Origin of the sequence: Sanguibacter inulinus (assembly GCF_013415325.1) — a bacterium.
In the GTDB taxonomy this organism is placed as follows: Bacteria; Actinomycetota; Actinomycetes; order Actinomycetales; family Cellulomonadaceae; genus Sanguibacter; species Sanguibacter inulinus.
Genome location: NZ_JACBYE010000022.1, coordinates 40,283 through 66,076 on the forward strand (window position 1 = coordinate 40,283; position 25,794 = coordinate 66,076).

Genomic DNA, 25,794 nt, shown 5'->3' on the forward strand with positions numbered 1-25,794 from the left:
GCGACGGGCTCTAGCAACCGAGCCCGCTGGTAGCGTCGCCGACGTGAAGATCCTCGCCGTGACGACCTGGTTCCCCAGCGACGCCTCCCCGACCATGGGCACCTTCGTCGACAAGGACGTCCGGGCGATCGCCCGGCACGACGACGTCGAGGTCGTGCACCTCGTCGCACCGCACCTGGCCGACCGCTCGACCGTCGAGGCCGGCGGCGCCGACACTGTCGACCGCGACGGGATCACCGTCCGCAGGTTCGTCATGTCGCCCCAGCGCCCGGACCAGGTGGCAGCCGCCCGGCGTGCCCTCGACCCGATGATCGACCGCGCAGACCTCGTCCACACGATGGCGTTCCCCACGCTCCTGCCGTTCACGGTCCGGCGTCCAGACCGCCCCTGGGTGCACACCGAGCACTGGTCCGGTCTGACCACCCCCTCCACGCTGCCTCGCGCGTGGCGGCTCGCGCTCCCAGGGCTCAAGCAGCTGCTGCGCCGCCCCGACGTCGTCACCGCGGTCTGCGACTATCTCGCGCGACCTGTCCGCGCTGTGCGGCGAGGACCGACGTCCCTCGTGCCCTGCATCGTCCCGCCCGTCGACGACCTAGCACCGCGACGGCCGCTCGAAGGGCGACCGCTCGAGCTCGTCGGGGTCGGCGGGCTCGTCGACCGCAAGGACCCGCTGCTGGCCGTCCAGGTGGTCGCGGAGCTCGGGCGCCGCGGTCTCGCCTCGCGGCTCACCTGGGCAGGCAGCGGACCTCTGCGCGAGGACGTGCTGGCGCTCGCGGCCAGCCTGGGGGTCTCCGACCAGGTGACCCTCCTCGGGTCGGTCGACACAGCCGGCGTCGGCGCAGCCCTCGACGCCGCCGACCTGTTCTTCCTCCCGACCAAGGCGGACAACTTCTGCGTCTCGGCCGCGGAGGCGCTCGTGCACGGTCGCCCCGTGGTCGTCGGGGCGACGGGTGGCCAGGGCGAGTACATCGAGCCGCACGTCGGAGCGCTCGTCGCGGAGCAGACCGTCGACGCCTACGCCTCGACAGTCCAGCGGGTAGCGGAAGTGACGGCCGGTCTGAGCGCCGAGGACATCGCCGGGACGATCGGCGACAGGTTCTCCGCCGAGGCCGTCCAGCGCGGCTACACCGACGCGTACGCGCTCGCGGTCCAGGAGCGCAGCCGATGAGCCCGACAGAGCCTTCGAGCCCGGACGATGCGAGCACAGCCGACGGCACAGAGCCAGTGGTCGACCTCGTGATCGCTGTGCACACCGCACAGCGCCCCGTCGCCAGGGCCGTGACGTCGGTCCTCGACTGCCGCACGCCGGTCCGGGTCACGGTCGTCGCTCACCACGTGGAACCAGCGCTCATCCAGGCGAACCTGGAGCCCGTGGTCGTGCCACCCTGGTCGAGCGTGCGGGTGCTCGCGCTGAGCGATGGCACCCGGAGCCCGGCCGGGCCGTTCAACCTCGGGCTCGACGCCGCGACCGCGCCCTTCGTGGCCGTCATGGGGTCGGACGACAGGCTCGCCCCGGGGGCCCTGGACTCGTGGGTCGCCCTCCAGAGGCGCACCGGAGCGGCCGTCGTCGTCGCGCGGCTCGCCCACGCCGGGGCCGATGGGGCCGGGACGGGTGCCGTCGTCCCCACGCCTCCGGCGAGACCCTTCCGCAGCACAGGGCTCGACGGTGTGCGGGACCGCCTCAGCTACAGGTCCGCACCGCTCGGGCTGATCGAGCGAGCGACCCTCGACCGCCTCGCCCTGCGCTTCACGCCGGGGCTCGAGGTCGGCGAGGACGTCGAGGTCGTGACCCGGCTCTGGTTCAGCGGCGCCCCGATCGCCTTCGACAGGCGCGGCCCGGCCTACCTCGTCCAGGACGATGCCGGTGACCGGATCACCTACGTCTCCCGGCCCGTGGCAGACGAGCTCGAGTTCGTGCTGCGGATCGTGCAGGCCGACTGGTTCCACGGCTACACGGCGAGGCAACGGGCTGCGGTCTGCACGAAGATGCTGCGCATCCACGTGTTCGGCGTCCTCGGCAACCGCGAGGCGGAGTTCTGGGACCGTGCCGAGCGGGCGGCGCTGGCCCGCGTCGCGAGGGCTGTCCTCGACGCTGCCCCTGGGTGCGAAGCCGTCCTGTCGCGGGCTGACAGGGCAGTCCTCGACGCGGTCCTCGACGTGTCTGTCCCCGTCGACGAGATGCTCGCTCGCGGGCGTGCCCGGCGTCGCCACGGTCGCCCGGCGACGCTCGTCCCGCGGGACCTGCGCAGGATCGCGGCGCGCGAGGCGCCGATCCGGCTCATGGCGGCGTCGGTCCTCGTCTGAGCCGACGCGACCAGGGAGTCGCCCCCTGCGATGATGTCGCCGTTGCAGACGACGCTCGCGCCCGGGGGGCCGCGGCCCTGGGGAGCCCTGCAGACCCGGGAGTCCGCAGGCCCGATGATGCCCGGAGGGTGTGCAGCAGTATCCTGCTGGGAGCCCTGCCGCCATCCTGCGCGGGGCCAAGCCGCTCGTCGTGAGGATGTTGCATGCGCATCGCAGTTGTCGCCCTGGGCAAGATCGGTCTCCCGCTGGCCGTCCAGTTCGCCGACCAGGGGCACGACGTCATCGGTGTCGACGTCAACCAGACCGTGGTCGACCTGGTCAACGCCGGGACCGAGCCGTTCCCGGGCGAGGCGCACCTCGCCGAGAAGCTCGCCGAGCTGGTGCCCTCCGGTCGTCTGCGCGCCACCACGGACTACGCCGACGCTATCCCCGGTGCTGACGCCGTGGTGCTCGTGGTGCCGCTGTTCGTCGACGAGGCGACCGCAGCGCCCGACTTCGGCTGGATGGACGCCGCCACTCGGTCGCTCGCCGCGCACCTCACCGCCGGCACGCTCGTCTCCTACGAGACGACCTTGCCTGTCGGGGTGACCCGGGGCCGCTGGAAGCCGATGCTCGAGGAGGGCTCCGGGCTCACCGAGGGCACGGACTTCCACCTCGTGTTCTCGCCGGAGCGCGTGCTCACCGGACGGGTCTTCGCCGACCTGCGCAAGTACCCCAAGCTCATCGGCGGGCTCAGCGAAGAGGGTGCGCGCCGCGCACGCGAGTTCTACGAGGCGGTCCTGACCTTCGACGAGCGCCCCGACCTCCCTCGCGCCAACGGCGTCTGGGACCTCGGGTCGGCCGAGGCCGCCGAGATGGCCAAGCTCGCCGAGACGACCTACCGCGACGTCAACATCGGGCTGGCCAACCAGTTCGGAGCCTTCGCCGAGAAGGTCGGCATCGACGTGTACTCCGTCATCGACGCGTGCAACTCGCAGCCTTTCAGCCACATCCACCGTCCGGGGATCGCGGTCGGTGGGCACTGCATCCCGGTGTACCCGCGCCTGTACCTCTCGGTCGACCCCGACGCGTCGATCGTCCGGGAGGCCCGTGCGGTCAACGCCGCGGTGCCCGAGCGTGTCGTCGCCCAGGCAGAGAGCCTGCTCGGGTCGCTCGACGGGCTGCGCGTCGTCGTCCTCGGCGCCGCGTACCGCGGCGGTGTGAAGGAGACCGCGTTCTCCGGCATCTTCGCGACGGTCGACTCCCTCCGCGACCGGGGTGCCCGGGTCGTGGTCCACGACCCGCTGTACAGCGACGAGGAGCTCGTCGCGCTCGGCTTCGACGCGTACCACTACGGAGAGGCCGCCGACGTGGCGATCGTCCAGGCCGACCACGCCGAGTACACGACCCTGACGCCCGTGCAGGTCCCGGGGCTGCGGCTCCTCGTCGACGGACGCCGGTCGACCGACGCCGCGTTGTGGACGGGTGTGCCCCGCATCGTCATCGGGACCGGGGTCCCAGCTTGAGCGAGCGACCTCGTGTCAGCGTCGTCCTCGTCGCGTACAACCGGCGCGACCTGCTCATCGCGGCCCTAGATGCTCTAGCGGCGCAGTCTCGACCGGCCGACGAGGTCGTCGTGCTCGACAACAGCTCGGACGATGACTCCGCCTGTGTCGCGGCCGAGCACCCGGTCGGAGCACGCGTGATCACTCTCGACCGCAACACCGGCGGTGCCGGCGGGTTCGCCGCAGGCATGGCGGCCGCGCTCGACGTGCCGACCGAGCGGGCCCCCGACTGGGTGTGGCTCATGGACGACGACACGATCCCCACCCCAGACGCCCTCGCCGAGCTGCTCCGGGCCGTTGACTCGTACGAAGGGCCAGTCGCGCTGCTCGGCAGCCGTGTGGTGTGGCACGACGGGCGCGACCACCCGATGAACACCCCGCGGAAGCGACCGCGCGTGTCGACCGAGCTCATGGACGTCGCAGACCGTGCCGGGGCGCGCCCCGTCCGGTCGTCGTCCTTCGTCTCGATGCTCGTCAACACGAAGGCCGTCCGGTACCACGGGCTGCCGATCGCGGACTACTTCATCTGGAACGACGACTTCGAGTACTCGTGCCGCCTGCTGCGCCACGGGACCGGCCTCTACGTCCCGGGCAGCGTCGTCGAGCACCGGACGAAGACCTTCGGAGCGACAGACGCCGACCCCGGCCCCCGGTTCTACTACGAGGTCCGCAACAAGATCTGGATGATCACGCGGTCGACGGCGCTCTCCGGGCCGGAACGCATCCTCTACTCGGGAGCTGCCGTCCGCCGGTGGGTCCGGACCTTCGGCCGGTCGACCCAGCGCGGTGTGCTCGCCCGGGCGGCTCTCCAGGGTCTGCGAGACGGTGTGCTGAAGGCACCCCGGAGCACCACCGTGGTGCTGTCGGGCCTCCCGGTCTCCGGCGCAGTCGCGAGACTCCAGGGTCGGCGACCGTGACCGCAGCGGGCGCCGCACCCTTCTCCGTCCTCCTGCCGGTCTACGCGGGCGACCGCCCCGAGTACCTCAGGCGGGCGTATGACTCTGTGACGGTCGAGCAGACCCTGCGGCCGGCGGAGGTCGTCATCGTGAGAGACGGTCCCGTCGGCGAGGCGATGCGCCAGGAGCTGCTCGCGGCCGCCGGGTCGCCCGTGGTCCCGACCCGCGTGGTCGAGCTCCCCGAGAACGTCGGGCTCGCGGGGGCGCTCGAGGCCGGGCTCGCCGAGTGCTCGCACGAGATCGTCGCCCGGATGGACGCAGACGACATCTCACGGCCGGGACGGTTCGCCGCACAGGTGCCTCTCGTGGAGGCAGGGCTGGACATCGTCGGGTCGGCGATCCAGGAGTTCGAGGACGAGCACGAACCAGGCCTGGTCCGGGTCCCGCCTGTCGGGGCGGAGGAGATCCAGCAGCGCGCACGCTTCGTGTCGCCCTTCAACCATCCGACGGTGGTGTACCGCCGCGGTGCCGTCGCGGACGCGGGCGGCTACCAGGACCTCGCCCTCATGGAGGACTACTGGCTCTTCGCGCGGATGCTGCTCGCCGGAGCCGCTCCGGCGAACCTCGCCGAGCCCCTCGTCCTCTACCGCATCGGCGCCGGCGCGTATGCTCGTCGTGGCGGACGGGGCATCCTCCGGTCCGAGCTCGGTCTGCAACGCCGTCTGCTCTCGGTCGGATTCCTCACCCGCACCCAGTATCTGCGCAACTGCGCGATCAGGGGGATCTACAGACTCGTACCAGAGTCGATCCGCAAGACCGGTTACCGGGCGTTCGTCCGGCGGGGGCCCGGGTAGCTGCGCATCGGCGGAACAGAGCCCGGAGAATCGACCAGTGACCGACCCCGCTGCCACTGCCCAGCGTCCAGAGGCCCGCGCAGGCCGTGAGAAGCCAGGCTTCCGAGCGGACATCGAAGGCCTGCGGGCCGTCGCGATAGTCCTCGTCGCGGTCTACCACGTCTGGGTCGGGCGGGTCTCCGGCGGTGTCGACGTGTTCCTCATGGTGTCGGGGTTCTTCGTCGGTGCGTCTGTCGTCCGGTCGTACGCGCAACGACGGCCACCCTCGCTCCTGCCGTACTACCGCCGCGTGCTCGGACGGCTCGTCCCACCTGCGGCGATCGTCCTGGTAGCCGTCGTCGTGAGCACCTGGCTGGTGCTCCCGAGGACACGCATGTCCGACACGGCCGAGCAGGCCCTCGCCTCCTTGTTCTACGTCGAGAACTGGTACCTGGCGACGACCGGCCAGGCCTACGGTGCGGCGGACGTCTCGCAGAGCATGACGCAGCACTTCTGGTCGTTGTCCGTCCAGGGGCAGATCTTCCTCGCGCTGCCGCTCGTGCTCCTCGTGCTGACCCTCGTGCTCGGCCGCAGGGCGACCCCCAAGGTCTACCTCGGTGTCGTCATCGGGCTCTTCGCCCTGTCCTTCGCGTACGCGGCCTACATCACTGCGGTCGACCAGGCCTCTGCCTACTACGACACCGGAGCACGGCTCTGGGAGTACCTGGCGGGGACGCTCCTCGCCTTCGTGATCGTCACCCGTCCCGTCCGGGACATGGCCTTCTGGCTCCGGTCCGTCCTCTCGGCGGCCGGGCTCACGCTCATCGTCGCCACGGGTGTGCTGGTCGATGGTGGGGCGGTGTTCCCCGGGCCTCTGACCTTGCTCCCGCTGCTCGGGGCGGCAGGCATCATCCTCGGCGGCGCAGGAGAGCGACCTACGGCTGTCGGCGCCGTCCTGTCGTCGCGCCCGCTCGTGACCGCCGGGGCGTATGCCTACCACTTCTACCTCTGGCACTGGCCCGTGCTCGTGCTGGTCGTCGCTCTGCGCGACGGGCGGTCTCCGGGCTGGTTGGCCGGGGCAGGTGTTCTCGTGCTCTCTGCGGCGCTGGCCTGGGCGACTCGGGAAGGCCTCTCCTGGCGGGCGAGGGGTCCAGAGGGCCGAGGTGTCCCGCAGGGCGCTGGTGGGCGCCGCAGGTGGAGGCCTGCCCGACTCACCACGGCCCTCGTCGTTGGCACGGCGAGCTTCGTCTTCGTCGTCGGCGCTGCCGGGGGTTGGTTGGCGCACATGGCGGCCGAGCGCCGTGCCGTTCTCGGAGGAGGCACGATCGACGCGCAGGTGTACCCGGGCGCCCTGACGAGGCTCGACCCCGTGCTCTGGCCGACCGAGGCTGACGTCGCGCCGTTCCCCGACGCTGTCGTCGCGCGGGAGGACTGGCCAGCCAGCGATCGAGAAGGGTGTGCCGCAGGGCCCGACGAGAGCAGGCTCTTCTCGTGCACCTTCGGCAGCGAGGGCGGTGCGCTCTCCGTCGCTCTCGTCGGAGGGTCGCACTCCGTGAACTTCCTGCCCGCCGTCGACGCCGTCGCAGCAGCACGAGACGTCGAGGTCCAGACGTACTTCAAGCAGGGCTGCCCCGTGCAGTTCTTCGGCGAGGACGACGACCGAGAGGAAGAGTCCTCCTGCGATGTCTGGTCGCGCAAGGTGGTCCAGGAGGTGATCGACTCGGGCGTCGATGCCGTGATGCTCACGGGAACCCGTCCGGTGGCGGGGGACGCGGACGGCGACGAGGTCCCGGTCTCCTACCGGGCTGCCTGGGACGAGCTGTTCGACAACGAGGTCATGGTCATAGCGATCCGCGACAACCCCTGGTTGCCCTTCGACGGAGCCGAGTGCGTCGAAGCAGACGGAGCCACCGAGTGCACGGTCCCGAGAGACGAGGTGCTGTCGACGCCCGACCCGCTCAGCGAGCTCGCCGAGAGCATCGACCTCCTCTACGCCCTAGACCTCAGCGACTCCTTCTGCGACGACCTCACCTGCTACACCGTGATCGGGAACGTCCAGGCGTACATCGACAGCAACCACCTGACCGCGACCTTCGGACGCACGCTCTCGACACCGCTCGACGAGACGTGGGGGAGGGCTACGGGGTGGTGGTGAGAGACCTCTGGACCAACGAAGAACGTCCTCGGGGCAGAGCCGACAGTGCGCCGGCACACCATCGCGTAGGATCGGCAAATTGCCGGCAGAGGACTCGTCGGTCGAGCAGATCAGGAGGAAATGCGATGGAAGGACCGTGGACGGTATGAGAGACCTGCGCGTCGGCACTGAGTTCTCAGTGCGTCGTGAACGGTGAGCCTGAGTCGACCGGGCCTGGCCGAGCGCGCCCGACACGTGGGACCGCGCCGCGACACGACTCGCAGCATCCGCCAGCCCGCAGATACAGGATCATTACGCGGATGGGTGTGGTCCTCGCTCGTGGCGATCGGGTTCTTCCTTCTCTCGCATCCTCGCGAGCTGTTCCCGAGTCTCACAGAATCACTCTGGCGGCTGGCCGCTCTGAGCCTCGTGGTCGTGGTTCTCGATCTCCGACGTGTGAAGTTCCCTGCGGTTCCGTGGACCGTCGCAGCCTTCCTGGGGATCTGTCTTGCGAGCGCGCTCTGGTCCGTAGAACCGTCGGACACGCTTCGGGCAGTGCGTCTGTACTGCTTGATCGCCGTCTTCGCCTGCCTGGCGGTGGCGAACTCGACGGTGCAGACTCTCGTCCGTGGGATCGTGTGGGGTGCCCTCCTCGTGGCGGGAGCGACCTTCTGGACGTTGTGGTTGCAGGAGACGGGGGCGCAGGTGCCGAATGCCGCAACCCCGGTGGCAGGTTTCCACGGCAATCGGAACGTGATCTCGTACACGTTGGTCCTAGGGATCTGCGCTCTCCTCTGCTTCCAGGCAAGGGGGCTCTTTGCGCGGGTCCGGTGGACGATGGCATTCGCGTCGATGGTCTTCCTGCTCCTGACGACCCGGTCCGGGACGGGCATCGTCGCGGCCGTCGTCCTACCTGTCGCGGCCGTGATGCTGACCGCCGCACGGCGATGGGACCCCTTCGGGAGCAAGTGGGCGAAGATGGCGGCATACGCTGTCGTGGTCGCCTCCGCCGCGGCGGCGCTTGCGACGCTTAGCAGCGTGGCCGCGCTGCTCGGGAGGCGATCAGATCTTTCGGGGCGAGGACCGCTGTGGGACGCCATCGTGGAGGTCTGGTCGCAGTCGCCCTGGGGAGGCTATGGCTTCGGTGCCGTGTGGAGCTACTCCTGGTTCTCCGCCAGCCCAAGCGCCGTGAAGGCGCAGATCGACCAGCTGTCAGGGCAGAGGCTCGCGCACGGCCACAGCATCTTGTTCGACCTTCTTCCTCAGCTCGGAGTGCTGGGAGTCGTCGCCGTGGTCGCCATCTTCGCCCTGTCAGGTCGGTGGATCTTCACACCCGTGGACGACACTGAGTACAGCGCGGCGAGGTGGGGGTTGCTGGGTGTGCTCGGTGTGGCCCTATCCGGCTTCACCGAGCCGATGCTCGCCGTGCCGGTCGGGTGGTTCGTCGTGGTCTCGGCGGCGGCGGCCACCCAACGCATCGGCCGACGCAGAGCCGTCGGCGGCTGAGTGGACCTCGGCTCGCGCTCCCGTGCAGCCGGGCGAGAAAACTGCCCTCACCAGCCGGAGAAGAGCCTGTACAGGCGGGACCTCAGGGCGTGGACACGCGGACCGCTGGACGAGAAGGCCCGAAGCCTCTCCACGAGCGGTGCCGATCCGAGGCGGAGGATTGCCAGGCCTCGTCCGTCGACGCGCAGAGCCTCCAGCTGTTCGCGGACACGGAATCGCTGCTCTTCTTCGCGGCTGAGCGAAAATCTGGAACTTTCGCGGATGAGCCGATACGGGAGCATGCGCCGGTGCAAGGATTGAGTCATCTTGTCGAACGGGAGATGGCGAGGGTTCGAGTTGTGAGCATGAATCCGATAGTTGAGGACCACATGCCCTGAAGAGCGGACCGTCTGAGCCAGATGATCGATCACTAGGGCGATCCAGATATCCTCTGCTACCAGGCTCTCGTCGATGGGGAAGACGCTGTCGGCCAGTTCTCGGCGCATGATGACGGTGCCCCCCGAGCGGTTCCCGGTGTCCTTTCGCGGAAGGACCATGCCGTCGAATTTGGGATTGGTCGAGAAGGTCTTGAGCCTGAAGAACGCGGCATCGGCCGGGGTTCCCTCGGCCGCGCCGTCGAGGACGTCGAGCCGGTGCTCCAGCGAGTCTGGCGGTACGATGTCGTCCCCTCCGAGGAGCACCACAGCCCCCCCCGAGCTCTCGGCGTACGCACGGTTGAAGGCTCCGACCTTCCCGAGTTTCTCTCCCTCGGCGATGATGACCACCCGCGGGTCCGAACCCGCTGCCGCTCGCGCTCGCGCCACGGTGTCGTCCGTCGAGCCGTCGTCCACTATGACGAGCTCGAGGTCCTCGTGCGTCTGAGCGAGGACACTGGCGATCATGTCTGCCACGTAGAGCGACTCGTTATAGACAGCGGTGAGGATGGAGATGGTGGTCATGGGCGATCGTCTGCTCTCTGCGAGTGTCTGGTCTGGACGTTTCGGCCCTGACAGAGACTACCCGAATCGGCGTCCAGCCCACGGCCCAGAAGGGCCCGGTTCCCGAGGACCGGGTCCACGGCGGCGGGTAGCGCCTTGTGCGATACTTCACCGCGGAAGGCTGCGGGTGGCAGACGGAGTGCTGGCGGGTCGGACTGTCCGCGGATCGGAGTGTGCGATCGACGACGGGCATCATTCCTCTGCTGCGACCCCGCGATGGACGGCCGCTCAGCGGTAGCCATGTGGCGTCGGATCCTGGCGGGGAACGAGCGGTATGGGCCGAAACCCTCGTGAACGCGCAGGTATCATTTTCACGTGCGCGGTGTCCGCGATCTTTACGGACCTTCAGTCGAGCGAGGCGAGGGTTCGCTGTCGGCAGGGTTTGTCAAAGCGCGGACGTGCCGCCAGAACTATTGTGGGAGACGAGGGGCGTTGTGTATTTCGTGTTCATTGTAGATCTCGGGTGCGAGGAGTGACGGTCCTGGGTGAGAGCCCGTCGAGCGCGGCGGATGAGGAAGGCGGTGTCTCGTGAAGCGAGCCGCAGTTGGGAAGAAGATCTCTGGCGTCGCTCGGGCGTCGCTCTCGATCACCGCTGGGGTGGGTGCAGGCCAGCTGATCCTCATTGCCATCTCTCCGGTCCTGACACGACTGTTCACTCCGCAAGAGTTCGGCCACTACACGATCCTGATATCTGTGATCGCCGTGATGTCAGTCGCGGCGACGCTCCGGTTCGAAGCTGCGATCCCACTGGCCATGACCGCCGAAGACGCTCTCGGGGTCGCGCGGGCCGGCGTCGCCTCGACGCTCTTCTTCTCCTTCCTCGTGATCCCGATTCTGATCGCGGTGGAGCTGGTCATCCCCTGGAAGCTCCTCCCGGACGGAGGCGGAGCGCAGCTCTGGGTCTTGGTTCCCGCTGTGATCGCGTTCGGGTTGTACGAGCTAGGTACTCAGTTTGCCATCCGGCGCCAACGGTATGGTGCCGTTGGAGCGAGAAGCTTGATCCAGAGTGGAGGGACTGCGCTGGGTCAGCTGAGTTTCGGTGTACTGGGTGTGGGGTCGGGCTTGATCTGGGGTCAGATTCTCGGGAAGCTGCTGGCAGTCGGGTTCCTCGCTCCACTCGTGCGTACTGAGTCGCGTGATCTCGGGCGGGTGCCAAAATTGCGGGAAATCTTCAAGAAGTACAAGCGCTTTCCGCTCTTTCTCGCGCCTTCCTCGTTGTTTAACGTCCTGGGGACCCAGGCGCCCTATCTGATGATCGGCGCTGTCTTCGGCGCTCCGGCGATCGGCTTCTTGGGGCTGATCCAGCGCCTGGTTGCGGCACCCCAGGCGCTGGTGGGTCAGGCAATTGGACAGGTCTACGTGGGGGAGGCTGCTGCGCGCCTCCGGGGTGGCGCAGGGGACAGCCGCAGACCATTCGTGCGGGCGACGTCCTGGCTCGTCATCATTGCCTTGCCCATCGGTGTCGGGATGGCGTTGATTCCTGGATCTCTGCTCGGCGCCATCTTTGGCACCGAGTGGGAAGGCGCCTCTGCATATCTGAGTGCTTTCGCTCCGGCGTTCGTTGCGCAGTTCGTCGTCGCTCCGGTCTCTCAGACACTGATCATCGCCGGCCGTCAGCGGCTGCAGCTCATGTGGGACGTCTCACGGGTGATCATCGTTTCCTCCGCGATCATCGCTGTGCATGCCTACGGCGGCTCTGCTGTCGACGCAACGTGGGCCTTCAGCATCGCGTCGGTGATGTGCTATGGGGCCCTCTGGTTCCTCTGTCTGGCTGCCGCCTCCAGGCCCGTCGCCGACTCGTCAGAGGACGAACGACCACGGCAGAACTGAGTAGCTCCGTCCTCGAGGTCGTCAGTCTGCAGGGTGTCGGCGTCGTGGTCGGACCCGGGATGTAGGGGCCGCCTGTCCGCAACCGCCTGCCTGCCGGGCTGGCTCGCACGGTGGCACCTTCTCGGCTGCCCTACAGTGGGTCCCGTACCATTGCCTCTATGCGATCCATCCACCTACAGGCCTTGACGACGCGAGACCGGGTGCTTCGATCATTGGTGATCATTATCCTCCTGCTCGGAGGGTTGCTCCCAGAGTTCATGGGCCTCAATGTGGTCGTAGCGGCTGCGGTCGTGGCGGCGCCACTGGTGGTCTATGACCTGTGGCGCGCCTTGCCGAGGGTGCACGAGGTGATCTATATCGTCGTGCCTGTCTTCGGAATCTTCGCAGCGCATGCGATCTTCGTCGCTCCTGGCGCCGACTACGGTGTCGAGAAACTGCTGAAATTCGTCACTCTGACGTTGGCCACCGCCATGTCTGCATGCCTTCTGCGTGACGAAGAGAGTGTCTCGATCTTCGCGAAGACGTGGGTGCTGTATTCTTCGTTGCTCTCCGTGATGGCTCTTTTCGAGTACAGCGGGAGCGGGCGGGCCGGCGGGTTCGACTCAAGTCCGATCTGGCTGGCTCGAGCCCTCGTAGCGGCCGCCCTGATGGTCCTCTGGTTCTGGCGGACGCGCGTCTACAGTCGGTGGGCTTGTATTCCTGTGATCGTGTTGCTGCTCGCGGGGGCTTTTGTGACGGGTTCGCGCGGACCTGTGCTCGGATTTGCGGTCGGTTGCGTGGTGCTGGCCTTCCTGGGGCGTTCGGGCAGGGGCTTTCGCCTGCTCCTGCTGTTCGGGGTCGCCGCAGTCGGCGTCGCGATGATGCGGCTCCTCCCGATCTTCTCGCAGAGCAGACTGACTAATCCGGACTCGGCGAGCGCGTCCAACTACTACAGGCGTCTCCTCTGGGAGATCACACCCCCAGTAGTCGTCGAACATCCACTAGGGGTGGGTTTTGGCAACTGGGCCTCCGCTGCTGGTGCTCCAGAGCAGTACAGCTACCCCCACAGCCTTTTCCTGGAGATCGCCAGCGAGCTGGGCATTCCAATCACCATCGCGTTCGTCTGTCTGATCGCCTATGTGCTAATTTCGCTCTACCGGATTTCGGAGCTGAGCCGGGCCTCGATGCTGATAGTGGTTCTCTTATGCTCGGAACTCGTCGCTGTCAACCTCTCGGGAGACCTCAACGCGAGAACGTTCTTCTTCCTTCTGACCTTGGGCTTCCTGGTGTCACGGTGGTACCGAAAGGGCAAGAAGGGCCTGGGGCGAGGAGAGCATGCCGCAGCTGTCGAGCCATAGGGGCTCATCGCAGGCCAGGGTGCAGTCGTGGTCTGAACCTTCCGGTCTCGAGCAGGCCTCTGGCGTTGTAGTTGGTCAGGTTGCGAAAGCCCAGAGCCGAGCCGCGTAGGTGTTCGAGTCGGCCGTTCATCGCTTCGGTGGGGCCGTTGCTAGTGCCGGGGCGGTCGAAGTAGGCCAGCACGCGCACGGCCCGCTTGGCCAGGGTTCGCACGAGTGTGCGGAGCCCGGTCAGCACGGCCGGGACGCCGGTGGTGACGGACTCGCTGAGGCTAGTCATGACCTGCTTTCCGCGGGTGCGGGTGCGGGTCGGGTTCACGGTAGGCGCTGATCATGCGCTGGTAGATGCCCCTGGTGGCCTCAACCTGGACGTGGTCCTCGGCTGCGAACAGCGTGGTCGGCCGCTGTCGCTGGCGGTCGGTGAGCAGGTCGTGGCCGGTGTGCAGTGTCCGCAGGGCGCGGTAGAGCGGGTCGCCGGCGCGGTCGCGGTGCCCGTTAAGGCCCTGCTGGTCCCGCTGGCAGTGGTCGAGAGCGTGGCCGGCGAGGCGGACCACGTGGAATGGGTCCATGACCGCGACGGCGTCAGGTAGCTCCTCGGCGGTGGCGGTCTTGAAGCCCGAGAACCCATCCATGGCCACGACCTCGACGCCCTTGCGCCAGGCCTTGAAAGCCTGGTTGGAGCGACCTTCAACCAGGTCCGGCAGCCGTGAGGTTCCGGTCCGGTAGCGGATTGGGGTGAGGCCGATGACCACCGTGACATGCGTGTCACCGCGGCGGGTGTGTCGCCAGGCGTGCTCGTCGACGCCGATCACCGCAACGCCGTCGAAGCGGTCCGGGCCCGTCGATGGGGACGCGTCGGCCCTCGTCCAGGACGGCGTCGTTGACGGTCTTCCAGGACACTCGCTAGGGCCTCTGCGAGCCGCGCGACCGTGAGGTGCTGGACCGCGAGGCCCTCCAGTGCCCACCGCATCGCCCGCCGGGACAGCCTCGCCCGGGGTCCGGCGGCGCGGCTGGTGTCCTGGCGGCGGACGTGCCCCTACCCCGGCGCACCGACACCGGCGGACTGTGACCAGCGGCGTCGCGGGTCGCCAGCCCAGCGGTTCGTGCGCCAGCCGTCAGGTCAACGTGTCGCGCGGTGAGCCCTCACAGCGGCACCACCAGCCCCACTGGTCTGCCGCACAACGCGGCAGGCCAGTTCGGCGCGGCCAGGTTCGAGGCGCTGGCCGTCGACCTCAAGGCCGAGCTCATCCAGGCGGCCGAGCGTGGCCAGGTCAGGGCAGGCGAAGGTAGCGTCAAGCACGTCGAGATCTATCTGCTGGCAGCGTGAGAACTCCCATCCTCGGAAGGCCTCGACGCCTACCCGCGGAGCGACGCGCCGTCGCTGCTACATCCTCAAATGCGATGCGCCCGTATAGGTGAGTCATCGAGTACGGGGCCCGCCAGCTCAGCGATTCTGGCCTGGGAGCGTCCGCCTATCCCTCGGTCCGGCGGATTCCAGCGCGCGTCTGATGCGTCGGAGCGGTCGAGAGGATGAAGTTGACCGTGCGCCGTGCTGAGTCGACAACCTGGTAGTCGGCCGGGAGCGCAGGGCGACCTTGAGTAGACCACTGCTCGAGAGTCACATGAATCGCACTCAGGATCGACTGACGGCGGACCCCAGCGAGCACAATCGCTCCGGTGTCGATCGCCTCGGGGCGCTCGATGGCGTCCCTGAGAGTCACTGCCGGGAACCCGAGCATCGTCGACTCTTCGCTGATGGTGCCGCTGTCTGAGAGGACGCAGCGTGCCGAGAGCTGCAGCGCGTTGTAGTCATGGAAGCCCAAGGGGCGGTGGAAGATCACACCTGCGACCTCGGTGATCCCCAGGAGGTCGATGCGCTTCTGGGTCCGGGGGTGGGTGGAGAGCAGGACTGGGTGTTCGTAGTGCGTCGCTACCGCGGAGAGCGCTTCGATCGCTGCTGCGAGCCGTTCGGCGTCGTCGACGTTCTCCTCCCTGTGCAGGCTGGCGAGGAAGTACTTCTGCGGCTTGAGCCCGAGCCGCTCGACAGCGTCGCTGGAGTCGATCTGCCCTCGGTAGTGGCCGAGCACCTCGTTCATCGGTGACCCGATGTGCATGATCCGGCTCGGGTGCAGACCCTCCGCGAGGAGGTTGCGTCGAGAGTGCTCGCTGTAGACGAGGTTGTAGTCCGCGACGTGGTCCACCAGGTGACGGTTGATCTCTTCTGGGATGTTCGGGTCGAAGGACCTGTTGCCTGCCTCCAGGTGGTACACGGGGATCTTCATCCGTCGTGCCATGAGCGCGGCGATGCACGAGTTAGTGTCTCCGAGCACCACGACCGCGTCCGGCTGCTCCTCTCGGAGCACCTTCTCGGTGTACTTGAGGATGTCACCAAGGACTGCACCGAGGGACGAGGTGTCGGCGTTGAGGAAGTGGTCTGGGCGACGGAGGTCAAGGTCCTCGAAGAAGACCTCGTTGAGCTCGTAGTCGTAGTTCTGGCCCGTGTGCACGAGGACGTGCTCGGTGTGCTCCTCCAGCGCGGCGATGACGCGCGCAAGACGGATGATCTCGGGACGGGTCCCGACGATAGTGACAACTTTCAGGCGGTCTCTCACAGGATCAGACTTCCTCAGGGTGCGTGTCGGTGTCCTCGGGGTCGAAGATCTCGTTGGCCCAGAACTGCGTGAACAGGACAGTGTCTCCGGTATTCGTGATCTTGTGCGCCCACAGTGTCGGCATGTCGATCGCCACGGGGTTCTCACCATCCACCTGGAACGTGCGGACCTCGTCGGTGAGGACCTTCCGCAACGAAATCTTTGCCGTCCCCGCGAGCACCACGAACCGCTCGATCTTGCGGAGGTGGTGGTGCTGGCCGCGGGTGACCCCGGGCTTGGTCGTCGAGAAGAACGTGTGGCTCTGGCCGCCCATGACGCGGACGGTCTCGGCGAGCGAGCCCCGGTCGTCTGTGCGTTTGACCAGCGCGATCGGAGTCTGAGAGTCGAAGGCGAAGGAGCGGTACGTGTTGAACAGCTCGACGTCGAAGGAGCCGGACAGAGGTGGGATGTCCCCCGCGCGGTAGATCGCGGCGAACCGTTCGATCGTATCTTTGATCTCGATGACTGAGCGGACGTGCGCCCCCTGGGCAGGTCCGGCGTCTGCCGGGGCCTCCGGGTCGAGGAGGACCGCCGCGGCCTTCTGGGCGTGCAGGAGCGTCAGCGGCTTGTCCTGTGCGACCGTCAGCGCGTCTCCGCGAGCAGCCAGGTGGCAGAAGGTCGCGACGACCGAGTTGTAGAACGGGACGCCGTGCTCGCCGAAGATGTTCGGGAGCAGGACGTCACGGAAGCGGATACCGAGATCGTCTGCTGCGGCAGCCAAGATCTCCGCGGCGCGCTGCTTGCCCTCGGCGTAGACCGACCCGTTGCCGACCTGTACAGAGTTGGCGAACGTGAGGGTGCGCGGCACCTGGGTGGCTGCTCTGAGAGCTGCGACCGCACGCTCCGCCGCACGGACGTTGCCGTCGAGCACCTCTGTGTCCGTACCCCGGTTGACTCCGGCGATGTGGATCAGGTGGTCGATGCCGTCGACAGCACCCGCTGCCTGGGTAGCGTCGTAGCCGTCACCCAGCTGGATGCCTGCAGGTGTCTCGCCGTGCAGCGCCCTGGACCGGGCGCGCGTGTGCCAACCGAGGAATCCTCGGCTGCCCGTGATGGCTGTGGTCGTCATACGGGCCATGCCTCCAGCTCGCGCCGGACCTCAGGCAGGGTCAGCAGCAGATCCTTGACGCCAGCGACGTCGAGGCGTTCCGCGGAGTGGGAGTCGTAGTCGGTCATCGACGGGCTGATCTTCTCGCCCTCGTCGAAGTACGGCGCGTAGTTGAGGTCGCGGCTGTCTGCCGGGATGCGGAAGTAGTCCCCGCGGTCCTCTGCCCGGGCGAGCTCTTCACGAGTGGCGAGCGACTCGTAGAGCTTCTCCGAGTGCCGCGTCCCGATCACCTGGATGTCCGGCCCGGCCCCGAAGAGCTCGGACACCGCGCGAGCGAGATCGCCGACGGTGCAGCTGGCGGCCTTACGGATGAAGATGTCGCCCTGGACCGCAGACTCGAAGGCGTACTTGACCAGGTCCACCGAGTGGGCCAGCGACATCATGAAGCGGGTCATCAGCGGATCGGTCACAGTGATCTTCTTGCCGGCCTTGATCTGGCTGATGAACAGGGGGATGACAGAGCCGCGGGAGTACATGACGTTGCCGTAGCGCACGCACGACACGGTGGTGGACGCATCCCGGTTCTCGAGCCCGTGAGCCTGCGCGACCTTCTCCATCACTGCCTTGGTCATCCCCATCGCGTTGATCGGGTAGACGGCCTTGTCCGTGCTGAGGCACACGACGGATCGAGCCCCGCTGGCCTCCGCCGCCCGGATCACGTTGGCGCTGCCCATGATGTTCGTCTGGACAGCCTGCATCGGGAAGAACTCGGCTGACGGGACCTGCTTGAGCGCAGCCGCGTGGAAGACGTGAGTGACGGATCGGGAAGCCGCCAGCACGCTCTCGTAGTCGCGGACGTCACCGATGTAATACCTCACCCGCGCATCACCCGTGTCGTGGCGCATGGCGTCCTGCTTGGCTTCGTCGCGGCTGAACACGCGGATCTCGCCATATCCCTCACGCAGGAGGTCATGGACCATCGTGCGTCCGAACGAGCCGGTCCCTCCGGTGATGAGGACGGAAGAGTCCGCAGGCTGAATGAGCGTCACGACGAAGTCCATTTCTGTGGTCGAGTCTCGCTGGCGCGTTCCAGCAGACGGCCTACCCGGTCGATCCCCGCACCGGAGGCAAATTCTCGTTCATAGTAGTCACGGGCTAGATCGCCCATCGATCTCAAGGATTCATGGGAGGTGACCGCGACCTCGCGCAGCCTGTCGGCGAGCGCTGCACGGTCTCCGTGCTCCGTCACGAACCCAGCACCCGAGTCCTCGACGACGCGAGCAAGATCGCCCGAGGCGATCGCGAGGATAGGTCGAGCGCTCGCCATCGTGGCCTGGAGCTTGCTCGGGAAGCTCACGTTTCCGAGCGGTGTCGACCTGAGCGAGATCACGTGCAGGTCACCGAGCGCCATCAGGCTGCCGATGTCCGACTTCGCGACGGTCCCGAGGAGGTGGACGTTCCTCAGGCCTAGAGCGCTGACGCGATCTTCGAGGTCGGCACGAGCCGTGCCGTCGCCCGCTATCAGGCAGGTGAGCGGAAGGTCCTGCAGGTCAGCCATCGCCTCGACGAGCACGTCGAGCGCCTGTGCGCCACCGATCGCCCCGGCGTAAAGGACGACCCTGTGGTCGTCCGGGACCGGGAAGCCGGTCGACGTCGGACGTTCACGCGGCACGAAGACGCGTTCGTCTGTCCAGACTGGCGCGTACGTGAGCTTGGCGCGGGGCACCCCTCGCTCCTCCAGCACCTGGCCCACGCTGGGAGAGATGTAGACGACCTCGGTGCTGAGGCGGTAGCTCAGTTGGCAGACCCAGGAGGCAGCCCCGTGCGCGAGCCGTCCAGGGACGCCCGACGGAGCGAAGCCCGATGCGAAGAAGCTGTCCGGCCAGAGATCCATCACGTGCAGGACCAGCGGCTTGCGCATGACCAGCCTGAGGAACGCCATCGGGAGGACAACCGTCGGTGGAGAGTTGTAGACCCACACCACCTCGCAGTCCCGCAGGTACCGCAGCCCCCGCAGGGAGCTCACCGCGAAGGAGACGTAGTTGAGCAGCCGACGCAGAGCCGAGGCATCGTGACTCGCATAGAGCGGGACGCGTCGTACTCCGACGCCTTCCAGCGTCTCTGTGAGGACACGACGGTTGTCGTAGCCCGGGTAGAGACGACCGCTCGGGTAGTTGGGGTAGCCGGTGAGCACCTTCACGTCGTGGCCCCGCGCAACCAGGCCCCGGGCCAGCACTCCAGGGATGGCGGCCGGTCCTGGCTCAGGGTCGTACCACTGGGACAAGATGCCGGTACGGCGCGGAACGGTCGAGCTCTGCCTGCCGTCACCGATCTCTGCCAGCTCCACGTACGCGTCCTGCCAGGAGCGCGCCTGTACCGGTCCGTGCCTGTCCAGCCACCCCGGCGTCTGCGACTGCCCGAACCACAGCATCTCGAGCCTGCGAGCATGGGCCAGGACAGACGGGCGCACCCTGCCGACCCGCTTCGCCACCCCGACCAGCGCGCGAGCCGTCGTGGCAGGCACCTTGCGCGGCGCGGCCCCGCCACTCAGACCCTGGAGCAGTGCGCCTGTCGTGACGCCCTCCCAGGGGTGCAGCACGGTCTCGGGTGGCCTGGAGGTCGTGGCGTCGGCGAGGAAGATCGCTGTCGACGCAACATTCTCTACGAGTACCTGTGGTGTCGGCAGGTTGCCGGGACGCGCCACAGAGGCGAACCGGGATCTCGAGAAGCCGGCGAGCGATCGCGTGAGTGCCCTCCCGGCGCCGTGGACCGACGTAGGCCTGTAGACGACGAGGTCCACGGACTGAGCCGCGCAGAGGCGGGCCGCAGTCTCTCCGAGGAGCTTCGACGTGCCGTACGGCGAGGTCGGCTCGACCGGGGACGCCTCGTCGAGGGTGGATGCCGAACCATGCACGGCTGCAGAGCTGATGTGCACCAGCCGGCGGCCAGGGACACGCGCCATCGCACGGGTGACCAGTGCCGGGAGCAATGCGTTCGCCCCGAGGAGGTCGTCGTCGAGCTCGGACCCAGGGGACGCCGCACCGGCGGCATTGATCACCGCCTCGCAGTCGTCGAGCTCGTGCAGAGGATGCTCGCTCAGGGCTGTCTGTGACTCTTCTGCTAGAGCCGTCGGCGTCCGAGATGCGCTCGTCAACCGCGGAGAGCTGACGACGACGACCTCGTGCCCGTCATGCTCAGCGGCCCGCCGGATGGCCGAGCCGACGAATCCTGTCGCACCGAGCAGCCCAATCCTCATGAGGTCACCTCGTCCTGGGTCCGTGACGGCGCGACGACCAGTCGCAGCGAGCAGTAGAGGGCGGCGACCACGGCGAGCGCGACCACGGCGACGGGCGGTCCGAGTGTCCCGTTGCTGGTCATCCATCCGATGAGGCAGCACACGGCGGTGAGCGCGGTGACGGTCCCGGATGACGTGACGTGCGAGCCCGTCTTCTGCTGGACGAGCTGGTAGACGTGCTCCCGGTGGGCCTGCGCGAGGTTCTCACCTCGCGATGCTCGGATCAGCAGGGTGAGCACCACGTCTGACCCGTAGACGACCAGCGGGGCGATCGCGACGACCAGGGGGGCTCCCGACACCGCGATCCAGAGGGCCGTGAACCAGACGAAGATGCCGAGGGTGTAGCTGCCGACGTCTCCCAGGAACAGCCGCGCGCTGGGGAAGTTCCAGGGGAGGAACCCGAGGAAGGCGCCCGCGCCGCTCAGCGCGAGGACGACGAGCGCAGGCTGGTTGAGCGTCGACCCGACCAGCGCGGCGTACACGCCGGTGACGACCGCGTGCTGGGCGGAGATCCCGTTGACGCCATCCATGAAGTTGGCTGCATTGACGTAGAACACCGACGTGAGCACTGCGGCGACCACGACGAGCGCGGGCACCGGCGCGTCCCACGCGAGGGCGACGGCGACGGCGACCACGACGGCTGCCACCAGCTGCAGCGAGAACCGCGCGGCGACAGGGAGCCCGCGGACGTCTTCCCACCATCCCAGGAGACCGACACCTGCGACGGCGCAGACCCCGATGATCAAGAGCGGTGCTCCGCGTACCTCGTCGGGACCGAAGGCGGCCATGGTTCCGGTTACCAGCACCAGCGCCACGAGGACGGCGAGGCCGCCGCCGCGGAGCGTCTCGACGGTGTGTGACGACCGGTGGTTCACCGCGTCGACCAGGCGGCGTCGGGCCAGGACAGGGCGCAGGGCGGCGGTTGCCGCACACCCGAGGACCGCAGCCGAGAAGAGCACCCCGAGGGCGAGCGGCATCAGCGCGGTCCCCGTCCGAGACGGTGGTCGCCGAGCTCCGACGGGTCGACGGGGGGCACCTGGACGCAGGAGATGGCTGTGTGCGAGGTAGTCGAGCGCTCTTCGTCCTCGGAGAACAGCTCCTCGTGCATCTTCTCGCCTGGGCGTAGGCCCGTGAAGACGATCTCGATGTTCTTCTTCGAGTGGAGGATCATGCGCCGTGCGACGTCGAGGATCTTGATGGGTGTGCCCATGTCGAGGACCAGCACCTCCCCGGGACCGCCGATCGCTCCTGCCTGGATGACGAGTTCGCACGCCTCGGGGATCGTCATGAAGTAGCGGGTGATATCCGGGTGGGTCACGGTGACCGGTCCGCCGCTCTCGATCTGCGCGTTGAAGGCGTGCAGCATGGACCCTCGTGAGCCGAGGACGTTGCCGAAGCGGACCGACATGTAGTTCCCGACCTCGTCCTGCGCGGCCCAGGCGGTCAGCTGTTCCGCGAGGCGCTTGGTCTCGCCCAGGACGCTGGTCGGGTCGGCGGCCTTGTCCGTCGAGATGTTGACGAACCGGCTCACGCCGTACTCCTTGGAGAGCTGCAGCATGTTGAGCGTCCCCAACACATTCGTCTTCCAACCCTCGGCCGGGTACTGCTCCAGCATGGGAAGGTGCTTGAGTGCCGCAGCATGGAAGACGATCTCAGGGCGGTGCGCCTCGAAGATCGCCCGGAGCGCTTCTTCGTCACGGATGTCGCAGAGCACGAGGTCGGGGGTGTCGAGCAGACCGCGCCCGTAGATCGAGAGCTGGACAGCGTGCAACGCGGACTCGTCACGGTCGAGCATGACAAGCTCGGCAGGGCCGAACTTGTGGACCTGGCGGGCGAGCTCTGACCCGATCGATCCACCGGCACCGGTGATGAGGACCTTGCGCCCGGCGACGTAGTCGGCGATCGCGCCAAGATCGGTCGTGACCTGGCGACGGCCGAGCACGTCGGCGATCTCTACCTCCCGGACGTCACCGAGGCTCACGCGACCTCCGATGATCTCCGTCACGGGGGGCAGCGACAAGAACTCCATGCCGGCACTCTCTACGGCGTCCTGCACCGCTCCCACGAACTCGCCTGTCGCGGAGGGGATCGCGAGGATCACGCACTCCGCCTCGAGTGTGACCGCCGCGTCTCTGAGGATGTCTCGGTTGCCGACCACTGGGACGCCGATGAGCTTGAGGTTCCGCTTGCCAGGGTTGTCGTCGATGAACCCGACGATCCGGTACTCGGAGTCGCGTGACATGAGGACAAGCCTCAGCAGCTGGTATCCGGCGTCCCCGGCTCCGTACACCAGGACCGTCTTCTGCGACGTCTTGAGGGTCCCGTGGGTCCTGGTGCGCAGGATCCTGTAGAACCAGCGACCGCCAGCCGACCCGAAGAGTGCGACGACCGGCACCAGGAACGCGATACCGCGAGGGAGGCTGTCGTCGAAGACCACGAATATGGCCACGCTGACGACGGTCACGGCCAGCCAGAGTGCGACCAGGCCGAGCATCTCCTCGAAGGAGGCCACGCGGAACCGCCCGCGGTACATCTTCGTCGCGTAGCCGAGCCCGACGAGCAGCGCAGCGGAGACGACGTAGTAGGTGATCACCGAGGTCCACTGGACGTTGGTGATTACGAAGTCGTACCTGGCTCCGACGACGACGATCGTCGCGATGCCCCAGCAGAGAACATCCCACGCGGCGAGCGTCGCTCGCCGCACCCCTGGGCGGTAGATCACGAGGGCATCCTTTGGTGTTGGTCGTACGTGGTGGAGCAGGTCGGGGGTGTGCGGAGACGTCAGTGCCCCGCTGCCGAGTACTTGGCCTCGGTGGCGGCCTTGGCCGGGCGCCACCACGCCTCGTTGGCCCGGTACCAGTCGACGGTCGCCTCGAGCCCGGCTGCGAAGTCGGTGTACCGGGGTTCCCAGCCGAGCTCGTCACGCAGCTTGCTGGCGTCGATCGCGTAGCGGAGGTCGTGCCCGGCACGGTCGGTCACGTGGTCGAAGTCGTCCTCGGGGCGGCCGAAGGCTGTCAGCAGCGCCTGGACGACCTCGAGGTTGTTCTTCTCGCCGTCCGCCCCGATGAGGTAGGTCTCGCCGATCCGACCGCGGTCGATGATCGCCCACACACCGCTGTTGTGGTCGTCGACGTGGATCCAGTCGCGCACGTTCTCCCCGGCTCCGTAGAGGCGGGGGCGGACACCGTCGATGAGGTTGGTGATCTGCCGCGGGATGAACTTCTCGATGTGCTGGTAGGGCCCGTAGTTGTTGGAGCAGTTCGAGATCGTCGCCTGCACGCCGAAGGACCTCGCCCAGGCGCGGACCAGCAGGTCGCTGCCCGCCTTGGTCGACGAGTACGGGCTCGACGGGTTGTACGGGGTGTCTGCGGTGAACTTCGCGGGGTCGTCGAGCTCGAGGTCGCCGTAGACCTCGTCGGTCGAGATGTGGTGGAAGCGCACCTCGTGCTTGCGCACGGCCTCGAGCAGGGTGAACGTGCCGATGAGGTTCGTCTGGACGAACGGCGAGGGGTCGCGCAGCGAGTTGTCGTTGTGCGACTCGGCGGCGAAGTGGACCACGAGGTCGGACTCCCCGACGAGCCTGTCGACCAGCGCCGCGTCGGTGATGTCTCCCTCGACGAGCTCGACGGAGCCGGCGACCGGTGCGAGCGACGACCTGTCGCCGGCGTAGGTGAGCGCGTCGAGCACGGTGATCTGGACGTCCGGTCGCTCGCGCGCCGTGAGGAGCACGAAGTTGGAGCCGATGAAGCCGGCTCCGCCGGTCACTAGAAGACGCATGGTGTCCTTTCGGAAAATACGGGCCACGACAGGATACCGAAGTCCGACGGCGGTGAGAGGTTGCGGGCCGTCGCCAGGTCAGCGGGTGACGGAGCCGTAGGCCTCGGCAGACCGCTCAGCCGCGATCCCCTCACGGAGCGCCTGGACGATGCGCGGCACCGCAGGTGCTGTCTCGAAGAGGGCGTCGATGCTGCGCCGCTGGGCGTCTGCGGTCGCGGCGCGGGTCTCAGGGGTCAACGACGCGAGATAGCTTCGGGCGTCCTCGACCGAGGCGGCTCTCGTGATCCCGTCGAGCAAGAGCGTCCCGGCCGCGTTGAAGGGGCGGTGCCCCGGTCGTTCGAGATAGATCAGCGGTCGCTCCATGAACTGGTACTCGACGAGCATGCTGAGACCGTCGGTGACCATGACGTCCGAGGCGGCGAGCAGCGGTGCGTAGTCACCGCCGGTGAAGATCGTCGTGTTCGGGAGCTCGTTCCACGCCTCGGCGAAGGCGTCGGCCTCAGCCGGGGTCACGGGGGACTCTGGGTCGTCGATGTAGGGGCGCAGGGCCGGGTGCGGCATGAACACGAAGTCGACGTCGGGCTCGGACCGAGCCCACGCGAGCATGTCGGGCGCGACGAGGTGCGCCATGCCGAAGCTCGTCCAGTCCTCAGAGATCGTGTGGTGGGCTGACCAGACGACCTTGAGCCTGGGCGTGCGAGCGGTGGCTCGGTCGAGCGGCCAGACGGCTTGCGCGGAGCGGAGTCGGTCCGCCTTGGGGTGCCCGGTCGCGACGAACTGCTCACCTCCGCGGGTGCTGTGCGCAGCGGCGACCGCGCGAGAGTGCTCGCCGGCGCAGAAGACCCGCCATGCTCGACGGTGGTAGTGGTTGTCGACCGCAGAGTCTGCGACCCCCTCGATCGGCATGTTCTCGATGATGCCCATCGTCTCGTAGGGGACCAGGCAGAGCCTCGCGAAGGAGAGGTTCTGCGTAGAGAAGGCGTCGGCGACGTCGTCGTCCCACTGCGACTGCCTGAAGATGATCGACGGGGCCAGCGCCCGGACCACCTCGAGCGCGTCGTCGTCACTCGTGAGGTCGATCCGTAGGTGGGGCACGCCACGAGCGGAGAGACCAGCGTGCACCAGGTCTTCGTCGACAGGCCCGGGCGAGCCGCGGAACCGGCGAGGGATCGACGCGACGACCACCTCGAAGTCGGGGAGCGTCCGGAGCTCGGCGACGAGCCCGTGCAGGCTGTCCCAGGCCTCGATGTGATGGACCAGGAAGAGAACGCGTGTCCGTGCACCCGTGAAGGGCTGACGTCGGACCGTATAGCTGACGGCGTCGTGCAGGCGGTCAGCATGCTTGGTGACGTGCCCGAGCACGTCGTCTGAGGCAGCGAGGGGACGCGTCCCTGTCACCGCGCGGATGTCGTCCACGATGCCTGCCGACTCGTAGAGCCGGTGCGTCAGCCGGTCCACCTGCCCCCGCAGGTCCCCGACCGTGGCCTCGAGGCGTTCTGTCGCCGCCTGCGTGGCGTCTCCGGTCGCGACGACGCGACGGTACGCCGATCTGAGTCGGTTCAACGGTGATCGAGTCATCCGGGAAGGCTAGCGCACCGACGGTAGGTGGCGGTCCGCAGCCCGGTCGTGGTGCTCTCGTGAAGGAACTGGGGGCCGGGTGGGAGG

General features: G+C 67.8%; 18 protein-coding genes and 1 pseudogene. 9 read left to right on the forward strand and 10 right to left on the reverse strand.

The genetic code is table 11. The annotated features are described in order from the left end of the window. Positions 1–43: 43 nt before the first annotated feature. From HZZ10_RS10380 to HZZ10_RS20055, 7 genes are all read left to right on the forward strand, one after another. Positions 44–1,168 carry a glycosyltransferase gene (locus HZZ10_RS10380; RefSeq protein WP_179913442.1) on the forward strand — a complete coding sequence of 375 codons (1,125 nt, stop codon included), beginning with the start codon at positions 44–46 and terminating at the stop codon, positions 1,166–1,168. Beyond that, positions 1,165–2,304 carry a glycosyltransferase family A protein gene (locus HZZ10_RS10385; protein WP_179913443.1) on the forward strand — a complete coding sequence of 380 codons (1,140 nt, stop codon included), beginning with the start codon at positions 1,165–1,167 and terminating at the stop codon, positions 2,302–2,304. Before HZZ10_RS10380 ends, HZZ10_RS10385 begins: the two co-directional genes overlap by 4 nt. Positions 2,305–2,507: 203 nt before the next feature. Continuing rightward, a complete protein-coding gene (locus HZZ10_RS10390; protein WP_179913444.1) occupies positions 2,508–3,809 on the forward strand; it encodes a nucleotide sugar dehydrogenase in 1,302 nt (433 codons plus the stop codon). Beyond that, the gene (locus HZZ10_RS10395; RefSeq protein WP_179913445.1) at positions 3,806–4,765 is read left to right on the forward strand and encodes a glycosyltransferase; all 960 of its coding nucleotides are present in this window, start codon (positions 3,806–3,808) and stop codon (positions 4,763–4,765) included. The genes HZZ10_RS10390 and HZZ10_RS10395 overlap by 4 nt, the downstream gene beginning before the upstream one ends. Next, on the forward strand, positions 4,762–5,598 hold the full coding sequence (locus HZZ10_RS10400; RefSeq protein ID WP_179913446.1) for a glycosyltransferase: 837 nt from the start codon (positions 4,762–4,764) through the stop codon (positions 5,596–5,598). Before HZZ10_RS10395 ends, HZZ10_RS10400 begins: the two co-directional genes overlap by 4 nt. 37 nt (positions 5,599–5,635) lie before the next feature. After that, a complete protein-coding gene (locus tag HZZ10_RS20050; protein WP_179913447.1) occupies positions 5,636–7,732 on the forward strand; it encodes an acyltransferase family protein in 2,097 nt (698 codons plus the stop codon). Positions 7,733–8,050: 318 nt separating this feature from the next. Next, positions 8,051–9,217 (forward strand): O-antigen ligase family protein, encoded by a 1,167-nt coding sequence (locus tag HZZ10_RS20055; protein ID WP_179913448.1) that lies wholly within the window; start codon positions 8,051–8,053, stop codon positions 9,215–9,217. A gap of 47 nt (positions 9,218–9,264) precedes the next feature. Here the strand turns inward: HZZ10_RS20055 and HZZ10_RS10415 are convergent, their stop codons facing one another. Next, positions 9,265–10,155: a glycosyltransferase family 2 protein gene (locus HZZ10_RS10415; protein ID WP_179913449.1), complete on the reverse strand. Its 891-nt coding sequence runs from the start codon at positions 10,153–10,155 to the stop codon at positions 9,265–9,267. Between the two features lie 567 nt (positions 10,156–10,722). On the opposite strand from HZZ10_RS10415, the gene HZZ10_RS10420 reads away from it, so the two are divergent. After that, positions 10,723–12,024 (forward strand): lipopolysaccharide biosynthesis protein, encoded by a 1,302-nt coding sequence (locus HZZ10_RS10420; protein WP_179913450.1) that lies wholly within the window; start codon positions 10,723–10,725, stop codon positions 12,022–12,024. 158 nt (positions 12,025–12,182) lie between these two features. Continuing rightward, positions 12,183–13,361, forward strand: a complete 1,179-nt coding sequence (locus HZZ10_RS10425; protein WP_179913451.1) for an O-antigen ligase family protein — start codon at positions 12,183–12,185, stop codon at positions 13,359–13,361. 4 nt (positions 13,362–13,365) lie between these two features. Here the strand turns inward: HZZ10_RS10425 and HZZ10_RS10430 are convergent. The 9 genes and pseudogenes from HZZ10_RS10430 to HZZ10_RS10465 all read right to left on the reverse strand — a co-directional run bounded on the left by HZZ10_RS10430 (position 13,366) and on the right by HZZ10_RS10465 (position 25,707). Continuing rightward, positions 13,366–14,658 (reverse strand): annotated as a pseudogene (locus HZZ10_RS10430) (ISL3 family transposase). Between the two features lie 172 nt (positions 14,659–14,830). Then, complete coding sequence (wecB, locus tag HZZ10_RS10435) at positions 14,831–15,970, reverse strand: non-hydrolyzing UDP-N-acetylglucosamine 2-epimerase (RefSeq protein WP_308507549.1); 1,140 nt, start codon at positions 15,968–15,970, stop codon at positions 14,831–14,833. A gap of 4 nt (positions 15,971–15,974) precedes the next feature. Continuing rightward, positions 15,975–17,078 carry a polysaccharide biosynthesis C-terminal domain-containing protein gene (locus tag HZZ10_RS19165; protein ID WP_218928651.1) on the reverse strand — a complete coding sequence of 368 codons (1,104 nt, stop codon included), beginning with the start codon at positions 17,076–17,078 and terminating at the stop codon, positions 15,975–15,977. After that, on the reverse strand, positions 17,075–18,118 hold the full coding sequence (locus HZZ10_RS10440) for a polysaccharide biosynthesis protein (protein WP_179913453.1): 1,044 nt from the start codon (positions 18,116–18,118) through the stop codon (positions 17,075–17,077). Before HZZ10_RS10440 ends, HZZ10_RS19165 begins: the two co-directional genes overlap by 4 nt. Further along, positions 18,103–20,313, reverse strand: a complete 2,211-nt coding sequence (locus tag HZZ10_RS10445) for an NAD-dependent epimerase/dehydratase family protein (protein ID WP_179913454.1) — start codon at positions 20,311–20,313, stop codon at positions 18,103–18,105. The genes HZZ10_RS10440 and HZZ10_RS10445 overlap by 16 nt, the downstream gene beginning before the upstream one ends. After that, complete coding sequence (locus HZZ10_RS10450; protein ID WP_179913455.1) at positions 20,310–21,329, reverse strand: MraY family glycosyltransferase; 1,020 nt, start codon at positions 21,327–21,329, stop codon at positions 20,310–20,312. The genes HZZ10_RS10445 and HZZ10_RS10450 overlap by 4 nt, the downstream gene beginning before the upstream one ends. Next, the gene (locus HZZ10_RS10455) at positions 21,329–23,074 is read right to left on the reverse strand and encodes a polysaccharide biosynthesis protein (protein ID WP_179913456.1); all 1,746 of its coding nucleotides are present in this window, start codon (positions 23,072–23,074) and stop codon (positions 21,329–21,331) included. Before HZZ10_RS10455 ends, HZZ10_RS10450 begins: the two co-directional genes overlap by 1 nt. A 59-nt stretch (positions 23,075–23,133) precedes the next feature. Then, positions 23,134–24,129 (reverse strand): dTDP-glucose 4,6-dehydratase, encoded by a 996-nt coding sequence (rfbB, locus tag HZZ10_RS10460; RefSeq protein WP_179913457.1) that lies wholly within the window; start codon positions 24,127–24,129, stop codon positions 23,134–23,136. 78 nt (positions 24,130–24,207) lie between these two features. Then, entirely contained in the window at positions 24,208–25,707 is a 1,500-nt protein-coding gene (locus tag HZZ10_RS10465) for a hypothetical protein (protein WP_179913458.1), read from the reverse strand. Positions 25,708–25,794: the final 87 nt, after the last annotated feature.

What these genes read in the sequence shown, in the direction of transcription:
- HZZ10_RS10440 (WP_179913453.1), bottom strand. Translation starts at nt 18,118, where the DNA reads ATGGACTTCGTCGTGACGCTCATTCAGCCTGCGGACTCTTCCGTCCTC.
- HZZ10_RS10445 (WP_179913454.1), bottom strand. Translation starts at nt 20,313, where the DNA reads ATGAGGATTGGGCTGCTCGGTGCGACAGGATTCGTCGGCTCGGCCATC.
- HZZ10_RS10425 (WP_179913451.1), top strand. Translation starts at nt 12,183, where the DNA reads ATGCGATCCATCCACCTACAGGCCTTGACGACGCGAGACCGGGTGCTT.
- rfbB (WP_179913457.1), bottom strand. Translation starts at nt 24,129, where the DNA reads ATGCGTCTTCTAGTGACCGGCGGAGCCGGCTTCATCGGCTCCAACTTC.
- HZZ10_RS10385 (WP_179913443.1), top strand. Translation starts at nt 1,165, where the DNA reads ATGAGCCCGACAGAGCCTTCGAGCCCGGACGATGCGAGCACAGCCGAC.
- HZZ10_RS10465 (WP_179913458.1), bottom strand. Translation starts at nt 25,707, where the DNA reads ATGACTCGATCACCGTTGAACCGACTCAGATCGGCGTACCGTCGCGTC.
- HZZ10_RS10450 (WP_179913455.1), bottom strand. Translation starts at nt 21,329, where the DNA reads ATGCCGCTCGCCCTCGGGGTGCTCTTCTCGGCTGCGGTCCTCGGGTGT.
- HZZ10_RS19165 (WP_218928651.1), bottom strand. Translation starts at nt 17,078, where the DNA reads ATGACGACCACAGCCATCACGGGCAGCCGAGGATTCCTCGGTTGGCAC.
- HZZ10_RS10415 (WP_179913449.1), bottom strand. Translation starts at nt 10,155, where the DNA reads ATGACCACCATCTCCATCCTCACCGCTGTCTATAACGAGTCGCTCTAC.
- HZZ10_RS10390 (WP_179913444.1), top strand. Translation starts at nt 2,508, where the DNA reads ATGCGCATCGCAGTTGTCGCCCTGGGCAAGATCGGTCTCCCGCTGGCC.